This is a genomic window from Intrasporangium sp., from assembly GCF_035280925.1.
In the GTDB taxonomy this organism is placed as follows: domain Bacteria; phylum Actinomycetota; class Actinomycetes; order Actinomycetales; family Dermatophilaceae; genus Intrasporangium.
This window is the reverse complement of the sequence record NZ_DATEEY010000164.1, coordinates 1-2,192: the sequence shown is the minus strand read 5'-3', so window position 1 is coordinate 2,192 and position 2,192 is coordinate 1. Positions and strand designations below refer to the sequence as shown.

Below are 2,192 nucleotides of genomic sequence, written 5' to 3'. Positions count from 1 at the left end.
TCCAGTTCCAGCCAGCGCTGGGGGCCATCGGCAGATCCTTGTCGACCTTCACTCCGCCGGCGATACCGCCACCCTGAGCCGGGTTGACGCCTCTGAGTTGCCAGGCGTCGCTCTCCTGACGCTGGGCCGCCGAAGGGCGTCAGATGCGTGCACCGCAGGCTCCGGAGTCCCTTGACGAGGCACGCGAAGAAACGCAGCGGACCAAAGACCCTCGAACCAGCGGGCACTGGGACAAGGGCAGGCTCGCACTCGGGGTGACCCGTGTCTTCCCCATGCGGCCCAAACGGAGCGCGCCGGGGAGGCGGTGGCTGTGGTGGTCATCGGCGGGCCTGGAGTCCCTGTCCCTCATCGCTGGTGTCACCTTTGGGGGCCGCGCCACTCAGCGGGTTGTTGCAGAGTGTCGGAACTCGACGACGTCGCCGTCTCGCATCACATAGTCCTTGCCCTCCATCCGCACCCGGCCTGCTGCCCTGGCGGCGGCCATCGAGCCAGCGGCATCCAGGTCGGTGAAAGACACGATCTCGGCCTTGATGAACCCGCGCTGGAAGTCGGTGTGGATGACGCCGGCTGCCTGTGGCGCGGTCCACCCCTTGTGGATCGTCCAGGCGCGTGACTCCTTCGGCCCCGCGGTGAGGTACGTCTGCAGGCCAAGGGTGTGGAAGCCGACCCGGGCCAGCTGGTCGAGCCCGGACTCCTCGGCTCCGAACGACTGCAGCATCTCGTGCGCGTCCTCGGCGGACATCTCCATGAGGTCCATCTCGAGCTTGGCGTTGAGGTACACCGCATCGGCCGGTGCCACGAGCTCACCGAGTCTCGCATGGAGGTCCGTGTCGGCCAGCTGCTCCTCGTCCAGGTTGAAGACGAAGATGAAGGGCTTGGTGGTCAGGAGCCCCAGCCCGGACGCGAGGCCGAGGTCGACGCCAGCAGCCGCACCACCGGCATACAACGTCGTGCCCTGTTCGAGCACCTTCTGCGCGGCGAGGGCGTTGTCCAGGAGGGGTCGTGACTCCTTCTTGATCCGCGCCTCCTTCTCGAGCCGCACGACCGCCTTCTCGAGGGTCTGGAGGTCGGCCAGGATGAGCTCGGTGTGGATCGTCTCGATGTCGGAGCTGGGCGACACCTTGCCGTCGACGTGGACGACGTCACCGTCCTCGAACGCGCGCACCACCTGGCAGATCGCGTCGGCCTCGCGGATGTTGGCGAGGAACTTGTTGCCCAGACCCTCCCCCTCCGACGCACCACGCACGATGCCGGCGATGTCGACGAAGGACACGGTCGCCGGAAGGATCTTCTCGCTCCCGAAGATCTCCGCAAGACGCCCCAGGCGCTCGTCCGGGAGCGGAACGACCCCCACGTTGGGGTCGATCGTCGCGAACGGGTAGTTCGCCGCAAGGACGGTGTTCTTCGTGAGGGCGTTGAACATCGTCGACTTGCCGACGTTGGGGAGACCGACGATTCCGATGGTGAGTGCCACGAGGCCGAGAGTCTAGTGGCGCCGCGGCGCTGCCAGTCCCGCCAGCCGGGACGGAGGCCGCGCCACGGCCGAGCCCATACTCTCGAACCATGGGCCTCGCCGAGGATCTGGACTACCGCGTACGGCCCGCCACCGCGGTGCAGCGCGCGGCACAGGCGGTCGTCGCATCGAGGGCTGGTTCCCGGGTCGTCTCCCGGATGCTGCCGCCCCTCGACACGTGCGTGCAACGCCTGACCCGCCACCGCCACTCGGCGCCCAGCCTGATCGTGGGTCTTCCCGTCCTCGATGTCACCACGACCGGTCGACGCAGCGGCCTCCCCCGCACCAGCCACCTCATCGCCATTCCCTACGGCAGCACCCTGGCCCTCATCGGCACCAACTTCGGGCGACGGGAGACACCGGCATGGGTGCTCAACCTCGAGGCCCAGCCGCGGGCCACGGTGTCGTACCGCGGCACCACGGTCGAGGTCGTCGCGCGACCGGCCACCGACGAGGAGATGACCGAGGTCCTGACGCTGTCCGAGCGGGTGTACGTCGGATACCGCCGGTACCAGGACCGAATCACCGGCCGTCGCCTGCGGGTCTTCGTTGTGGAGCCGGTCCCCCGGTGAGCGCCCCAGCCGACGGCCTCAGCGCACCATCGGCTCGCTGTTCTCGAGGTATGCCGTGTGCTCGGCGTCCGCCGCGACCTCCAGCATCCGTGCGGTGTAGGGAGCCA

At 68.4% G+C, this 2,192-nt stretch carries 2 protein-coding genes; one reads left to right on the top strand and one right to left on the bottom strand.

Features of this window, described 5'->3' with window-relative positions; translation table 11 throughout:
* Positions 1-379 precede the first annotated feature (379 nt).
* Entirely contained in the window at positions 380-1,474 is a 1,095-nt protein-coding gene (gene ychF / locus VJN29_RS14975; protein WP_324144433.1) for a redox-regulated ATPase YchF, read from the bottom strand.
* Positions 1,475-1,563: 89 nt separating this feature from the next.
* Between ychF and VJN29_RS14970 the strand changes: the two genes are divergently transcribed.
* On the top strand, positions 1,564-2,085 hold the full coding sequence (locus VJN29_RS14970; RefSeq protein ID WP_324144432.1) for a nitroreductase family deazaflavin-dependent oxidoreductase: 522 nt from the start codon (positions 1,564-1,566) through the stop codon (positions 2,083-2,085).
* The last annotated feature ends 107 nt before the right edge of the window (positions 2,086-2,192 follow it).

Excerpts from the sequence above, each read along its gene's own strand:
- VJN29_RS14970 (WP_324144432.1), top strand. The coding sequence starts at position 1,564 with ATGGGCCTCGCCGAGGATCTGGACTACCGCGTACGGCCCGCCACCGCG.